This is a genomic window from Sanguibacter antarcticus, assembly GCF_002564005.1.
In the GTDB taxonomy this organism is placed as follows: Bacteria; Actinomycetota; Actinomycetes; order Actinomycetales; family Cellulomonadaceae; genus Sanguibacter; species Sanguibacter antarcticus.
In genome coordinates, this window is record NZ_PDJG01000001.1 from 3,189,485 (window position 1) to 3,203,776 (window position 14,292).

General features: G+C 69.1%; 12 protein-coding genes. 8 read left to right on the forward strand and 4 right to left on the reverse strand.

Features of this window, described 5'->3' with window-relative positions:
- The first annotated feature begins 92 nt into the window (after positions 1–92).
- A complete protein-coding gene (locus ATL42_RS14580) occupies positions 93–719 on the forward strand; it encodes a TetR/AcrR family transcriptional regulator (protein ID WP_245862596.1) in 627 nt (208 codons plus the stop codon).
- A gap of 9 nt (positions 720–728) precedes the next feature.
- On the opposite strand, the gene ATL42_RS14585 is transcribed toward ATL42_RS14580, so the two are convergent.
- Both ATL42_RS14585 and ATL42_RS14590 read right to left on the reverse strand, forming a co-directional pair.
- Positions 729–3,086: a glycoside hydrolase family 3 C-terminal domain-containing protein gene (locus tag ATL42_RS14585; RefSeq protein WP_098455977.1), complete on the reverse strand. Its 2,358-nt coding sequence runs from the start codon at positions 3,084–3,086 to the stop codon at positions 729–731.
- Positions 3,087–3,239: 153 nt separating this feature from the next.
- Positions 3,240–4,031 carry an exodeoxyribonuclease III gene (locus ATL42_RS14590; protein WP_098455978.1) on the reverse strand — a complete coding sequence of 264 codons (792 nt, stop codon included), beginning with the start codon at positions 4,029–4,031 and terminating at the stop codon, positions 3,240–3,242.
- A 352-nt stretch (positions 4,032–4,383) separates the two neighbouring features.
- Here ATL42_RS14590 and ATL42_RS16505 point away from each other — a divergent pair, with 352 nt between their 5' ends.
- From ATL42_RS16505 to ATL42_RS14625, 7 genes are all read left to right on the forward strand, one after another.
- On the forward strand, positions 4,384–4,578 hold the full coding sequence (locus ATL42_RS16505) for a plantaricin C family lantibiotic (protein ID WP_169925446.1): 195 nt from the start codon (positions 4,384–4,386) through the stop codon (positions 4,576–4,578).
- 82 nt (positions 4,579–4,660) lie between these two features.
- Complete coding sequence (lanM, locus tag ATL42_RS14600; RefSeq protein WP_098455979.1) at positions 4,661–7,708, forward strand: type 2 lanthipeptide synthetase LanM; 3,048 nt, start codon at positions 4,661–4,663, stop codon at positions 7,706–7,708.
- A gap of 127 nt (positions 7,709–7,835) precedes the next feature.
- The gene (locus ATL42_RS14605; RefSeq protein ID WP_098455980.1) at positions 7,836–10,019 is read left to right on the forward strand and encodes a peptidase domain-containing ABC transporter; all 2,184 of its coding nucleotides are present in this window, start codon (positions 7,836–7,838) and stop codon (positions 10,017–10,019) included.
- A gap of 28 nt (positions 10,020–10,047) precedes the next feature.
- Positions 10,048–10,827 carry an SDR family NAD(P)-dependent oxidoreductase gene (locus ATL42_RS14610; RefSeq protein WP_098455981.1) on the forward strand — a complete coding sequence of 260 codons (780 nt, stop codon included), beginning with the start codon at positions 10,048–10,050 and terminating at the stop codon, positions 10,825–10,827.
- Between the two features lie 19 nt (positions 10,828–10,846).
- Positions 10,847–11,446 carry an orotate phosphoribosyltransferase gene (gene pyrE, locus ATL42_RS14615; protein WP_098455982.1) on the forward strand — a complete coding sequence of 200 codons (600 nt, stop codon included), beginning with the start codon at positions 10,847–10,849 and terminating at the stop codon, positions 11,444–11,446.
- Between the two features lie 120 nt (positions 11,447–11,566).
- Positions 11,567–11,848, forward strand: a complete 282-nt coding sequence (locus tag ATL42_RS14620; RefSeq protein WP_098455983.1) for a hypothetical protein — start codon at positions 11,567–11,569, stop codon at positions 11,846–11,848.
- 82 nt (positions 11,849–11,930) lie between these two features.
- Positions 11,931–12,722 (forward strand): hypothetical protein, encoded by a 792-nt coding sequence (locus tag ATL42_RS14625; RefSeq protein ID WP_143556782.1) that lies wholly within the window; start codon positions 11,931–11,933, stop codon positions 12,720–12,722.
- A 24-nt stretch (positions 12,723–12,746) separates the two neighbouring features.
- Here ATL42_RS14625 and ATL42_RS14630 read toward each other — a convergent pair whose 3' ends face one another.
- On the reverse strand, positions 12,747–13,520 hold the full coding sequence (locus tag ATL42_RS14630) for an HAD-IIA family hydrolase (RefSeq protein ID WP_098455985.1): 774 nt from the start codon (positions 13,518–13,520) through the stop codon (positions 12,747–12,749).
- A complete protein-coding gene (locus ATL42_RS14635) occupies positions 13,517–14,278 on the reverse strand; it encodes a VTT domain-containing protein (RefSeq protein WP_245862599.1) in 762 nt (253 codons plus the stop codon). Before ATL42_RS14635 ends, ATL42_RS14630 begins: the two co-directional genes overlap by 4 nt.
- Positions 14,279–14,292: the final 14 nt, after the last annotated feature.

The following is a 14,292-nucleotide window of genomic DNA, read 5'->3' on the forward strand; positions in this document are numbered from 1 at the left end:
CGGGTGCACGGCCGTCAGGGATAGAGTCGACCGGGCAGCCAGCGCCCGGCCGGGTGGCGCCCGGTCTACCAGGCACGACGGGAGGTACGAGGGTGTCCAGCAAGCCCGCGCCCGACGGCCGAGCGCCTCGCTCAGGGGGCTACGCGAAGGGTCGCGCCACGCGCGAGGTGATCCTCGACGCAGCCACGGCACTGTTCGGCGAGCTCGGCTACCGGTCGGCGTCGTTGCGTGAGATCGCGGCTCGCGCCGGCGTCTCCCACCCGGGGCTGCTCCACCACTTCCCGACGAAGGAGTCGCTCCTCGCGGCTGTCCTGGCGCACCGCGACGAGGTTGACGGCGCCGCGATCGAGGCGGACCGCGCGACGGGGATGGACTTCTTCGAGGCGCTCGCCCGGGTCGCGGAGCGCAACGCCGCGCGGCCGCGGATCGTCGAGCTGTTCTGCACGCTCTCTGCCGAGGCCACGTCGGCTCAGCACCCTGCGCACGCGTACTTCCGGCGGCGCTACGCCGATCTCGTGAGCGAGCTGACGGGTGAGCTCGAGCAGCGCTCCGCCGCGGGGCGGCTGCGTGCAGGGACGTCGCCCGGCGACGGTGCGCGGACGGTCGTCGCACTGATGGACGGGTTGCAGGTGCAGTGGCTCCTGGAGCGCGAGGGCGAGGGCCCGCAGGTCGACATGGCTGCCGTCCTGCGGGGCTACCTCAGCGTCCTCCTCGGCTGAGCGCTCCCGTCACGCGTGCGCAGCGGCTGCAGCGACGAGACGGTCGAGCGCCTCGCGGTCGAAGAGCATCCCGTCGAACCCGGCGATGACGCGTGCGGGCATGTCGTCGATCATCTGCATCGACGCGTCGTCGAGCGTGAGGGCGCCGTCGGCGTCGGCGCCGCTCGTCTCGGGCCGCGCCAGCTCGGCGCGCATGAGCGGACCACCGACGGGGTGGTCGATCCACTCGGCGAACGTCGAGGAGTGCGTGAGCGTCCCCGCGAGGCTCTCGCCGACGACGTCGATGCTCACGGCGCCACGGAGGTCACGGGAGGACGACCCGACCGAGACGACGAACTCGCCGCCCTCGAGCACCCACCGGTCGAGCGTCGTGTGCCAGTAGGACAGGTCGCGCGCACCGAGCTCGAGCTGCAGCTCCTGAGGCTCGCCCGGCTGCAGGGTCGTCTTGGTGAACGCCTTGAGCTCGCGGACCGGACGCTGGACCTGGGAGCGCGGGTCGCCCACGTAGACCTGGACGACCTCGGCACCGGCGACCGGTCCGGTGTTCGTGACGGTCACGGTGACGTGGACGGTCGCGTCGGTCCCTGTCCCTGAGACCGTGGCGGTCGGGGTCGAGTAGTCGAAGGTCGTGTAGGAGAGCCCGTGGCCGAACGGGTAGGAGACCGCGACGTCCTTGGTGTCGTAGTAGCGGTAGCCGACGAGGGTGCCTTCGCCGTAGCGGACGTGCCCGAGCTCTCCGGGGAACGACCCGAACGCGGGGGTGTCCTCGAGGCGCAGCGGGATGGTCTCGGTGAGCCGTCCCGACGGTGTGCGGGCCCCGAACAGCAGGTCGGCGACGGCGCTGCCACCAGCCTGGCCGCCGAGCCACGCCTCGAGGATCGCGGGTGCGTCCTGCTCCCACCCGGCGACCGTCACCGCGGCCCCGTTGGCGACGACGACCACGATGCGTGGGTTGACCGCGGCCACCGCACGCAGGACGGCGAGCTGCTCGGCGGGGAGGTCGAGGTGCTGACGGTCGAAGCCCTCGGACTCGTAGGAGGCGGGCAGGCCGAGGAAGAGCAGGACCGTCTGCGCGGTGCGTGCGATCTCCACAGCCTCCTCGAGGAGCGCTCGGTCGCGCGCCTCGTCCGGGTCGGCGTCGGTCACGAACGCCGGCGCGAACGGGATGTCCGCGCCGGCGATCGCGCGGACGGCGTCGAGCGGTGCGTCGAGGCGCGTGGGGTGGACCTGCGAGGAGCCGGCGCCCTGGTAGCGGGGGGTGCGGGCGAACTCCCCGAGGACGGCGATGCCGGAGGCGTCGTCGGCGCGCAGGGGCAGGATCGGAGCGTCGGGCTGGTCTGCGACGAGGGACGGGACCGCGTCGTTCTTCAGGAGCACGGCAGCGTCGGCGGCGGCCTCGCGGGCGAGGGCGTGGTGCGCGGCCGCGTCGTAGGTGCTTGTGCTCTGGGCAGCCGGCTGGGCACGCTGCACGAGCGTCAGGAGCCGACGGACGGCCGCGTCGAGGACTGCTTCGTCGAGATCCCCGGCGCGGACGGCTGCGACGACCGCGGCGTCGGTGACGTCCCCCGAGGAGGGCATCTCGAGGTCGAGACCAGCGGCGAGGGCAGTCGCACGGTTGCTCACGGCGCCCCAGTCGGACACGACGACGCCGTCGAAGCCCCACTCGTCGCGCAGCACGTCAGTGAGCAGCCGACGGTTCTCGGACGCGTACGTGCCGTTGATCTTGTTGTAGGAGCACATGACGGTCCAGGGCGCGGCCTGGGTCACGACGCGCTCGAACCCCGCGAGGTAGATCTCGCGGAGCGTGCGCTCGTCGACGTCCGCGGACACGCGCATGCGGTCCGTCTCCTGGTTGTTCACCGCGAAGTGCTTGAGCGAGGTGCCGACTCCTTGGCTCTGGATGCCCTGGACGAGCGCGGCAGCCAGGTCGCCCGAGACGACGGGGTCCTCGGAGAAGTACTCGAAGTTGCGCCCGCACAGGGGGGACCGCTTGATGTTGATGCCGGGGCCGAGCAGGACGGAGACGTCGTTGGCGCGGGTCTCCTTGCCGAGAGCCTCGCCTACACGGTGCAGGAGCCCGGTGTCCCACGTGGAGGCGAGGGCGACCGCTGTGGGGAAGCAGGTGGCGGGGACGCTGTCGCCGATCCCGGGGTTGTCCGCGGAGGCGACCGGCTTGCGCAGCCCGTGGGGTCCGTCGGTGACCATGATCGACGGGACGCCAGCACGCTCGATCGGCGTGGTGGTCCAGAAGTCACGGCCTGAGGTCAGCGATGCCTTCTCCTCGAGGGAGAGCAGGGCGAGAGCTTGCTCGACGTCGAAGACCGCAGCGGGCCCGGTGGCGTCGTCGGTGTGGTCGGAGCTGGGCATGGTGCACTTCCTCGGGTCGTCGAACGAAAGGACGTGGCTGCTCTCGTCCGATCGTAGACCAGATACCTACCGCTTGGTAGGTCTTCAGGTCGTGAGGACCGTGCGGGCCGCGTCCGGCTGTCCGCCGCCCGTCTGCTGGGTGGCCCGCCAGGCTCAGACGGCGATGTCGAGGATGACAGGGACGTGGTCGGACGCGCCCTTGCCCTTGCGCTCGTTCCGGTCGATCTCGACCGCCGTGACCAGGGGCGTCAGTGCCGGGGAGGTGTAGGCGAAGTCGATCCGCATGCCCTGGTTCTTCGGGAACCGGAGCTGCTGGTAGTCCCAGTACGTGTACTTGCGGTCTTCAGGGACGTGCACGCGTGTCACCTCCGTGAAGCCTGCCGTCTCGAACGCAGCGAACGCGTCTCGCTCCGGCTGGCTCACGTGCGTGGAGTCCTTGAACACCTCGAGGTCCCACACGTCGGTGTCCTGCGGGGCCACGTTCCAGTCGCCCACGAGCGCGACCTTGGCTGCAGGGTCCGCGGTCACCCAGCCCTGTGCGTTCTCGCGCAGCGTCGACAACCAGTCGAGCTTGTACGGGTAGTGAGGGTTGTCGAGCGCACGCCCGTTCGGTACGTACAGGCTCCACACCCGCACGCCACCGCACGTCGCGGCGAGGGCGCGCGCCTCGAGAGCCGGCTCCTCACCGAAGTGGGGCTGGTCGGGGAACCCCGTCTCGACGTCCTCGAGCCCTACCCGGCTGATGATCGCCACCCCGTTCCACTGGCTCAGACCGAAGTGCGCGACCTCGTAGCCCGCGGCCTCGAACACCTCGAAGGGGAACTGAGCGTCCTTGCACTTGGTCTCCTGGAGTGCGAGCACGTCCGTCTCGCTCCGTTCGAGGAAGGCCACGGCGCGCTCGGCGCGAGCACGGATCGAGTTGATGTTCCAGGTGGTGAGGCGCATGGCACCCAGGCTAGCCGCAGGGGCTGTCGCCGCGAACGAGGAGCTCGTCGGCCGGCGCCCGCACGCGGTGTCTGAAGGTATGTCATATTTCATTCAATTCCGCAGGTGTAGCAGAAGGTGTGATTTGAAATACCCGCGTTCAATGCATTGTAGGTCGATAGTGCTGCCTTTACCTCCCGTGCGATCAACGCCCGGACGGCATATGCACGACGGTCTTTTGCCCGTAGGGTCTATTACTGCGGTCACAGGGGGCGAGACCGGCCGGCTCGTCGACGATGCTGATCGAGAGTGCATGCAGCCAGTGCTGAGGTGGTGCTGGAAACAATTCAGTGTGCTGACGAGAGGAATTCACATGAAGAGCAACCGGACATCCGATCCCAGCGTCTCCGTCCTCGACGAGATCATCGACCAGAACCTCGAAGACCAGAGCGGAGGCCAGGGCTGGGGCACCACCATCACCAGCCTCGCCTGCTACGGGGTCAGCTGGGTCCTGGGCAACGGGGGCAACTTCTGCACCGTGACGCAGGAGTGCCAGAGCAACTGCTAGGCCTGCTCGACGCCGTGGCCGGTCCCGGGGCTCCCGGCGACCGGTCACGGTCGGGAGGGGACGAACGCTCGAGGAGGCGAAGATGCACACGATCGACGACGTGGCACGCTGGCGGGAGCTCTTCCCAGAGATCGCCGACGACGGCGAGTACGAACAGCTCGTCGAGGACGCGCACGTCCTCTGGCGCGAGCAGGACGACGACCGGGACGACGCCGCACACCCGAGCGATACGCCCCCGAGCGCCACGCACCAGAGCAGTCCAGACGCCACCATGGAGCCGTTGGACACGGAGGTCGTCGCCGACCACGTCCACCTCGGTGCGTACTTTCTCCACGAGGTCGCTCCGCTCGTCGAGACGTTCCGGGCCGAGATCGCTCGCCTCCCGCTCCTGAGCAGCTCCCACGACGTCACCGCCGCCAGCGTCGTCGCGGTCGCGCAGATGTGCGCTGCCCTCGGGGTGCGGACAGTCGTCACGGAGCTGCACCGGCAGCGGGACGAGGGGCTGCTCCACGGGGCGACGTCCGAGGACCGCTACGCCGACTTCCTCCGCCGGATCAGCTCGGACGACGGGCGGGCGGACCTGCGCCTGCGGTACCCGGTGCTCTTCCGGCTGCTGCACGAGCGGACCCAGCGGCACCTCGACTTCGTCCTCGAGGTGCTGTGCCACACCCAAGACCATCTCGGTGCGCTCGCTGAGACGTTCCCGGAGACCGTGGGGGACGGGCTCGTCACGAGCGTCTCGACGAACAGCGGCGACACCCACCGCGACGGCCGGTCCGTCGCGATCCTCACCTTCGGCCCTGGTGCCCGGCTCGTCTACAAGCCACGGTCGATGAAGATCGAGGCAGCGTTCAACACTCTCGTGCACGAGCTCCGTGCCCGTGCCGGCATCGACCTGCTGACCATCCGGACGTACGTCGCGCACGAGTTCGGGTGGGCAGAGTTCGTCGAGCACGCGGAGCACGTCCCCGACCGTCGTCGGTACTACGAGGAGATCGGCGCGCTCACCGGAATCCTCTACCTCCTCAACGGGTGGGACATCCACCACGAGAACCTCCTCACCGTCGACGGGCGCCCTGTCGTGGTCGACCTCGAGACGCTCTTGCGTCCTCAGCTCGTTGTCGACGCGGGGTACGCCGAAGGGTCCGCCGCGCAGGTCGCGGCGGCGCAGCTCGACGCGTCGGTGTGCTCTATCGGGATCCTTCCCATGGTCATCAAGCGGGGGCGCGAGGACGTCGGGATCGACGTCGGCGGGGTGGGGTTCCGGCGCGGTCAGGCGTCGCCGTTCAAGGGCTTCGCCCTCGTCGACGTCGGACGCGACGACATGAGGATCCGCTTCGACGGGCAGGTCGCGGACACGGGCAACGAGAACGCGCAGGACGGCGAGCCGGAGACCGTGATCGCCGACCGCACGTCGATCCAGGCAGGCCTCCGTCGGCTCTTCGACTGGGTGCTCGGCCACAAGGTCGAGGTGTGCGACCTGCTCCGTTCGACGTTCTCCGAGGTCAGGGCCCGGTACGTCCACAACCCCACGATGTTCTACGCCCAGCTGCTCCGGATGGGCACCCACCCGGACTTCATGGTGCGCGACGAAGACCTCTGGGTCCTCATGCACCGGGTAGGGCTGCGTCGGCAAGACCTCGACGACGGGATCGTCCGGTCCGAGGTCCTCGACCTGTGCAACGGTGACGTCCCGTACTTCCAGTACGACGCGGGAGGTCGCCGGCTCGTCGACTCGCGCGACGCACCGACCGGCCCCGGCTTCCGTCGCAGCCCCCTCGAGTCGGTGCTGGAGAAGCTCGACGCGCTGACGGAGCACGACGCCGCGGACCAGGTGCGGCTCGTCGCCATGACGTTCGTCCACCGCCTCCCGCGGTCCAGCGACCCCACCGGCTTCTCCTTCCCCGAGCCGGGGGCCCAGCCGGTCGACGTGCCCCGCGCACGGATGCTCGCCGAGGCCCGACGCCTCGGCGACCGGCTCGAGGAGACCATGGTCGAGAGCTCGTCGGGCATCCAGCCCTCGACGTGGCTCGCCCCGCTCGTCACCACCTCCGACCACAGCCAGTGGGTACCAGGCACGCTCGGCTACGACCTCTACGGGGGGATCCCCGGCATCGGTCTCTATCTCGCCGCGCTCTCGGCAGCCACCGGCGAGGAGCGCACGGCCACAGCCGCGCACAGCGTGCTCGGCAGGCTCTCGCAGCAGCTGCGGCCGGGTGTCATGGACAGCTCGGCGATCACCCTCGGCGGGATGACCGGTCTTGCCGGAGCATTCCACGCGACCGCGGTCGGCGGCCGGTTGCTCGCAGCGCAGGACGTCGTCGACGCCACGTACGACGCGCTGCCGCTGCTCGTCGACGCCATCGACCGAGACCCGAGCTTCGACTTCATCGCCGGAGCGACCGGTGCGCTGGCGACCTGCCTGAGCCTCTCCCGCTCCGCGGACACGACCGCGCAGCGCGACACGTCTGTGGAGCACGCGGTCCGTGCCTACGAGCGGATCGCGCAGGCGAGCCCGCACGTCCTCGGCAGGGGCGTTCCTGAGGCCGGGATCTACAGCGGCTTCGGGCACGGGCTCGCGGGCATGGTGCCGTTCGTCGCGGAGCTCGGTGCGCTCACGGGAGACCGACGGGTGCAGGCCACCGCCGCAGGTCTCCTCGAACAGCTGCTGAGCATGCGCGACCCGCACGACGGGAGATGGCACCGGAGCTCGGTCTCCGACGCGCAGTCCTTCGCCTGGTGCCACGGCTCCACCGGGATCCTCCTCGGGCTCCTCCTGGCTGAGCCCCACCTCGACGAGGGCGCCCTCGACGGTGCCGTCGTCCGCGAGCTCGTGGCCACCACCGTAGAGCGCTCGTTCGGCCACAACGTCACGTACTGCCACGGCGACCTCGCCAACCTCGAGGTGCTCGGTCTCGCAGCCGAGCGGCTGGGGGACCGCGACCTCGCGGCTCGCGTGACGGCTGGCTTCGTCGACCTGTTCGACTTTGTGCTCGAACGCTACGACGAGACGTCGCCGAGCAAGTATGCGGCGAGCAACAGCCTCATGGTGGGGACGTCAGGGATCGGGTACGCGATCCTGCGGCATGTGTCGCCTGTGCCACCGCCGTCCGTGCTGTGGCTGGAATAGGACGCGGAAAATTACCCGCTATTCACTTTCATCGTGCGGGCCGGTCCTCGGGTATTCGCCGAACGCCATGACATTCTTCGAGGAAAGGCCAGAGAATGACGAGAATCTCGAACGAGCGGGGTGAACCGTGATCTCGCGTCTGCGTCCGACGATCCAGATCACGCCGACCGAGTGCGGGCTGTGCTGTGCGTCGATGATCCTCACGCACCATCGCAGCAAGGAGTCCCTCGTCTCGTTGCGCACAGAGTTCGACGTCGGGCGCGACGGGCTGTCCGTCCGCGACATCCGTCGTGTCCTCGAGTCGAGGGGGCTCGCAGTCACGACCTTCCGCGCGAACCTCGCCGGGCTGCGGGACGTCCGGCTGCCCGTGATCGCGTTCTGGCGCAACAGCCACTTCGTCGTGGTGGAGCGCATCGTCCGAGGCACGGTCACGGTGCTCGACCCTGCACGAGGCCGTGTGGTGCTCTCCGCCCAGGAGTTCGAGGCCGACTTCGCTGGGATCATCATCCTCGCGACGCCCACAGCCGACTTCCAGCCGGACCTCCACCGGGAGCCGTGGGTCTGGCGCGAGTTCCTCGCACACATGAAGCACGCGAAGGCTCCCCTCGTCGGGGTGGCCGTCTTCTCCCTCATCACCTACGGCGTGAGCCTCGCGGTGCCGATGATCACGCAGCGCCTCGTCGACGGCTTCGTCGCCGACGGGGACGTGGGGCTCTCGACGCTCACGAAGACGCTCGCGGTCGTCGCTGCGGTCACCTTCTTCGGCGTCGTGCAGGCACAGGTCGTCTTCGTCACGCGGCTCACGGTCGTGTTCGGCCGCACGCTCATGGGCACCACCTTCAAGCACCTGCTGACGCTGCCCTACAGGTACTTCGGCACGCGGAGCCCCGGTGAGCTCATCTATCGCCTCGCGAGCGTCAGCTCGCTCCGTGACCTCCTGGCGACCCAGGTGATCGCCGGGGTGCTCGACGCCGGCATGATCGTCGTCGTCTTCGCCTACATGGCGTCGAAGTCGGTGCAGCTCGCGCTCGTCGCTCTCGGGTTCTTCCTGCTCATCTCTGTCGTCCTCGTCGTCACGCGCACGCCGATCCTCAACGCGCTCAACGCCGAGATGACCGAGTTCAGCAAGACCCAGGGCCTGCAGATCGAAGCCGTCTCGTCGATCGCGTCGCTGCGCGTCGCCGGCGTCGAGGACGAGTTCTTCCAGGACTGGTCGACGACGTACGAGCGGGGGCTCGCACGGATGCGCGAACGCTCCGTCCTCCAGGGGTGGGTCAACTCGTTCGTCGGGGTGGCCCGGACAGGTGCACCGCTCGTCATCCTGCTCCTCGGCCTCATGATGGCCGCATCCGGAACCCTGAGCCTGGGGGAGGCCGTCGCGTTCCAGGCGTTGTCGACGAGCTTCTTCGCGCTCTCCACGTCGATCTTCGCGGCGTTCTCCCAGTACCTCGTCGCCACCTCGTACCTCGAACGTCTCGTCGACATCACGCGCGCAGAGCCCGAGGCCTGGCCCGAGGACGGGTTCACGGGCGAGGTCCAGGGCCGCATCGAGGTCCGCGACCTGCGCTTCCGCTTCACGGACAACAGCGCGGACGTCCTCCAGGGCATCTCCTTCGACGCAGCCCCGGGGCAGAAGATCGCCATCGTCGGCACCTCGGGCTCCGGGAAGACGACCCTCGGCCAGGTCTTGTCCGGTCTCCAACGCCCCACGGGCGGGTCCGTCACCTACGACGGCCGCCCGATCACGGAGTTCGACCGCCGGGCGTTCTACTCGATGATCGGCGTCGTGCCGCAGGAGATCGACCTGCAGAACAAGTCGATCAGAGACAACATCACCATGGGCGGCGCGGTGCACGACCCGGCGCGCGTGGTCCAGGCCGCGGAGGCCGCCCAGATCCACCACGAGATCCTCCAGATGCCCATGGGCTACGACACCCGGATCAGCGAGATGGGAGCCAACATCTCGGGCGGGCAGCGCCAGCGGATCGCACTGGCCCGCGCCATCTACAAGAACCCCAAGATCCTCCTGCTCGACGAGGCGACGAGCTCCCTCGACGTCCTCAACGAGACGAGGATCGCGGAGCACCTCAGGCGGGTCGAGTGCACCCGGATCGTCATCGCCCACCGGATGTCCACCATCGTCGACGCGGACCGGATCCTCGTCATGCAGGCGGGACGGATCATGCAGGCGGGCACGCACGAGGAGCTCTTCGCCACCGAGGGCCACTACCGAGACCTCTTCATGACCCAGCAGGACGCGCTGGACCTCGTGGGGCTCGGACCGGTGGCTCAGACCATCCCGTCGTCGTAGCGCACCAGCAGATCGGTAGGGTGGCATCATGGCAACTGCACTGATCACCGGCGCGAGCGCCGGCCTAGGACTCGAATTCGCCTGGCAGCTCGCAACAGCGCGCCACGACCTCGTGCTCGTCGCGCGCGACGAACAACGGCTGCAGAGCATCGCCCGCCAGCTGCGCGCGGCCGCCGGGGTCACCGTCGAGGTCCTGCCCGCCGACCTGGCCGACCGCGAGCAGACGGAGCGCGTCGCCGAGCGGCTACGGACCACCGAGAACCCCGTGAGCCTCCTCGTCAACAACGCCGGCTACGCCGTCCACGAGCACTTCACGACCGGCGACATCCACAAACAGGAGACGTCCCTCGACGTTCTCGTCCGCGCCGTCATGGTGCTCAGCCGTGCCTGCCTCGACCAGATGCTCCCTCGCGAGCGCGGAGCCATCCTCAACGTCTCGTCCGTCGCGGCCCTCACCGCGTCCGGCACCTATTCCGCCCACAAGGCGTGGGTCCGGGCGTTCACCGAAGGTCTCGCCGTCGACCTCAAGGGCACCGGCGTCACCGCGACCGCCCTGTGCCCGGGGTTCGTCCACACCGAGTTCCACGACCGCGCCGGCATCGACTACTCCGGGTTCCCCGAGATCGCCTGGCTCAATGCTGCCGACGTCGTGACCGCAGCGCTCGCCGACGTGCGCCGAGGTGCCGTCATCTCCACCCCGAGCCTGCGCTACCGCGCCGCCTCCGGCCTGCTCCGCGTCCTGCCGCGCTCTGCCGTGCGAGCACTCCAGGCGTCCGGGGGAGCGGGCGGGACCGCGCGCTCGGCCTAGCGCCCGCTAGCCTGAGGGCGTGACCGAGACACCTGGCGCCGACGCCCCCTCCTTCCTCTCCCCGACCCCGCGCGAGCAGCTCCGCGACCTCATCGCGGAGCTCGCCGTCGTCCACGGAAAAGTGACGCTCTCCTCTGGCCGTGAGGCCGACTACTACGTGGACCTCCGACGCGTCACCCTCCACCACCGGGCCGCCCCGCTCATCGGGCACGTCCTGCTCGACGCGCTCGAAGAAGCCGGGCTCGGCACTGCGGAGATCGACGCGGTCGGCGGGCTCACGCTCGGTGCCGACCCCATCGCGACCGCGCTCCTGCACGCGGCAGCCTCGCGTGGTCAGGACCTCGACGCGTTCGTCGTGCGCAAGGCTGCCAAGGCGCACGGCATGCAGCGCCAGATCGAGGGGCCCGACATCGCGGGGCGTCGCGTCGTCGTCGTCGAGGACACCACGACGACCGGCGGTTCGCCGATCGCGGCCATCGAGGCAGCGCGCGCGGCAGGCGCAGAGGTCGTCGGGGTAGCGACGATCGTCGACCGTGCGACCGGTGCTCGCGAGAAGATCGAGGCCTACGGCGTGCCCTACCTCTCCTTGTTCGGCCTCGCGGACCTCGGCCTCTCCTGACCGGACGGCGCTGCTGGCTGCGCCAGCAGCGCACGTCACCGGGTGCGCGTCTGCTGCTCCACCCCCGATGGGCAGTTGTCCCCATCGCCAGAAAATTCACCCGACCATACGCTCCGTCCTATGACGACGAGCGTTGAGATCACACGATGGCCTGTAGCCCAGAGCTCGGCCAGCTCCCGTTTCCTTGCTCACGATCCGGGCAACCCGACCTCCTCCCAGGCAGCGCAGTACTTCCAGTCGGTCCGCTCCGTGCGCCCTGACTCCGGGTCTGGCGCTGGGCACGACCGGTACGCCGTGCCCGCCGGTCGGGTCTGGGCACGATTCTCGGTCCAGGCAGCGGTCGCGTTCGGCCTGGGCGTCCTGTGCACGGGGGCCGTCGCCGTGGCGGCGCTCAGCGCCTGACCTGCAGAGAGCCACCGGTTCAGCCCTCGCGGGGGACTGCTCCCCATGGTTCGCTGCGGCTCTCGGGCCTACGCTCCTGGTCATGACCTATGGCGTGGACCCCAGCTCCGGAACCGATCTCACCAAGCAACCGCCCACCTCTGGGCAGCCTGGCCCAGAAGCGTACGGACAGCCCGGTGGCCCGGAAGCGTACGGACAGCCGGCACCGCAGGTGTACGGACAGCCCGGCCCGCAGGCCTACGGACAGCCTGCGCCGCAGGCGTACGGTGCGCAGCCGCCCCAGCAGACAGGTGACATCGAGGTTCGCCCCTCGAGTGCGCAGTACCGCGGCTTCCTCACCAAGACACCGATCGTCTTCATCGTCCTCGTGGTGTTCTTGTATCTCCGAGCGGGTATCGCAGGCTTGATCATCACCGTCGTCGTCGGGGCCCTGTCTCTCGGCGGGGTCTTCTTCTACCTGAGCTGTGCGCGGGTCCGCATGGATGCGCTGACCGTCTCGATCCGTGGCCTCGTCCGGACGACGACCTTCGCCCGCGCTGATCTCGGGGCGGTCGTGCTGACTCCCTACCAGGTGAGCGCGAGCGACGGCCGGGTGCAGCTCACGCTCTTCGCTCTCGACCGCCAGGGCCGCCGTGTCCTGCGTCTGGGCAGCGCGCTCTGGAACCCGGCCGACCTCGAAGGGCTGGCCTACGCGATGGGTCCGGTGCCCGTCGTCTATCAGGAGGTTCTCACCCCGAAGCTGCTCACGCAGCGTCACCCAGGGTCGGTCTCGTGGGTCGAGCGCCACCCGTTCGGCTTCGCGGGGATCATCGTGCTCGCGGTCATCGCAGCGGTCGTGCTCGCGGCCGTGGTCACGGTGGTGCTGGTCCCCTGAACGAACGGCGCTCCAGCCTGAGCGTCAGATACGTTCGACGAGGTCCGCGATCGAGTTGACGACGGTGCTCGGGCGGAACGGGAAGCTGTCGACGTCCTTGACCTTCGTCGACCCGGTGAGCACGAGGAACGTGTGGAGGCCCGCTTCGATGCCGGCGACGATGTCCGTGTCCATACGGTCGCCGATCATCGCGGTCGACTCGGAGTGGGCGTCGATGCGGTTGAGCGCCGACCGGAACATCATCGGGTTGGGCTTGCCGACGAAGTACGGCTCGCGGTTCGTCGCGCGGGTGATCATCGCGGCGACAGCGCCCGTGGCGGGGAGGGGGCCCTCGGCGCTCGGCCCGGTCGGGTCCGGGTTGGTACAGATGAACTTGGCGCCGCCGAGGATGAGACGGACGGCCTTCGTGATGGCTTCGAACGAGTACGTGCGCGTCTCGCCGAGGACCACGTAGTCGGGGTCGGACTCGGTGAGCGTGTAGCCCGCCTGGTAGAGCGCGGTCGTGAGGCCCGCCTCGCCGATGGCGTAGGCGCTGCCACCGGGGATCTGGTCCGAGAGGAACTGGGACGTCGCGAGCGCCGACGTCCAGATGGACTCTTCAGGAACCTCGATCCCTGATGCGGCGAGCCGTGCCCGCAGGTCACGTGCGGTGAAGATCGAGTTGTTCGTGAGGATGAGGAAGGGGCGGCCCTTGTCCCGGAGCGTCGTGATGAACTCTGACGCGCCCGGGATGGCCTTGCCCTCGTGGACGAGGACCCCGTCCATGTCCGTGAGCCACGACTCGATCGCGCGAGTCATCGCTGCGCCTCGTCTCCGGGGTGACCTGGGCGAGGAGCCTCGCCGATCGGAGCGACGGCCACCTTCTCCTCTGCTGCGGGCAGGACGGCGGCTTCCTTGCGCTTGGCGAGCCATCCGCGGCCGACCTCGAGGATCACCGGGATGACGGAGACGAACACGATGAGGACGAGGATCGCCTCGATGTTGTCGTGCACGAAGGTGATCTGCCCGAGGAAGTAGCCGAGCAGCGTGATCCCGACGCCCCAGAGGAGGGCGCCGATGACGTTGAAGCTGACGAAGTGCCGGTACGGCATCTTCCCGACGCCTGCAGCGACGGGGGCGTACGTCCGCACGAAGGGCACGAAGCGCGCGAGGATGATGCTGCGGCCGCCGTACTTGACGAAGAACGCGTTCGTCTGGGTGATGTACTCCTGCTTGAAGAAGCGAGAATCTGGCTTGTTGAAGATCTTCGGTCCGACCCTGCGGCCGATGAAGTACGCGACCTGGTCGCCGGCGAACGCCGCGACGAAGAGGAGCGCGCACAGGAGCCACAGGGGGAAGTCGAGCTCGTCGCGTGCGACGAGCATGCCCGCGGTGAACAGCAGCGAGTCCCCTGGCAGGAAGGGGAAGAGCAGCCCTGTCTCGATGAAGACGACGACCGCGATGCCGATGAGGGCGTACGTGCCGAACGACGAGATGAGGCTGTCAGCATTGAGCCAGCTGGGGCCGAGGGCCACCACCTGGTCGCTCGCGGTCACGAAGAGGTCAACTGTAGTCACCCGCCAAGGGTACG

Excerpts from the sequence above, each read along its gene's own strand:
- ATL42_RS14620 (WP_098455983.1), top strand. The coding sequence starts at position 11,567 with ATGACGACGAGCGTTGAGATCACACGATGGCCTGTAGCCCAGAGCTCG.
- ATL42_RS14585 (WP_098455977.1), bottom strand. The coding sequence starts at position 3,086 with ATGCCCAGCTCCGACCACACCGACGACGCCACCGGGCCCGCTGCGGTC.
- ATL42_RS14630 (WP_098455985.1), bottom strand. The coding sequence starts at position 13,520 with ATGACTCGCGCGATCGAGTCGTGGCTCACGGACATGGACGGGGTCCTC.
- ATL42_RS14625 (WP_143556782.1), top strand. The coding sequence starts at position 11,931 with ATGACCTATGGCGTGGACCCCAGCTCCGGAACCGATCTCACCAAGCAA.
- lanM (WP_098455979.1), top strand. The coding sequence starts at position 4,661 with ATGCACACGATCGACGACGTGGCACGCTGGCGGGAGCTCTTCCCAGAG.
- ATL42_RS14590 (WP_098455978.1), bottom strand. The coding sequence starts at position 4,031 with ATGCGCCTCACCACCTGGAACATCAACTCGATCCGTGCTCGCGCCGAG.
- ATL42_RS16505 (WP_169925446.1), top strand. The coding sequence starts at position 4,384 with ATGAAGAGCAACCGGACATCCGATCCCAGCGTCTCCGTCCTCGACGAG.
- ATL42_RS14610 (WP_098455981.1), top strand. The coding sequence starts at position 10,048 with ATGGCAACTGCACTGATCACCGGCGCGAGCGCCGGCCTAGGACTCGAA.